At 39.9% G+C, this 381-nt stretch carries 1 protein-coding gene; it reads right to left on the bottom strand.

The annotated features are described in order from the left end of the window. Positions 1–381, bottom strand: a 381-nt coding sequence (locus ACVC3Y_RS00250) for an SdrD B-like domain-containing protein (protein ID WP_452225739.1), incomplete at both ends; no start/stop codon positions are given.

The raw sequence follows: 381 nt of genomic DNA, 5'->3' as shown, positions 1-381 counted from the left end.
TGGAATGTCTGTTGCTGTCCATGAGCCATCCGTTCCTGTTGTTACTGTTGTTTCATCTCCGTTAACATCAGTAATTACAACTTCTACTCCTTCTATTCCTTCTTCTCCTGGATCTTGTATTCCATCGCCGTTAAGATCTTCAAATACAACTCCACTTAAATCTCCAACTGCTGGTGTATAACCATCATCGGTAGTAGCATTAGTTCCTTCTACAACTGTTACTGTTTCTGGATCTGAGGTTCCTGTTGTTAAAGTATCTGTAATATCTGCTGGTAATGTTGTTTCATCAACATCTACTTCTGCATCTCCTAATGGTACATTGTTTAATGACCATGTTCCATCCGTTCCTGTTGTTACTGTGGTTACTGTTCCATCCACATC

It is taken from the genome of Lacinutrix cladophorae (assembly GCF_053604645.1).
This window is presented reverse-complemented; position numbering and strand designations above follow the sequence as displayed.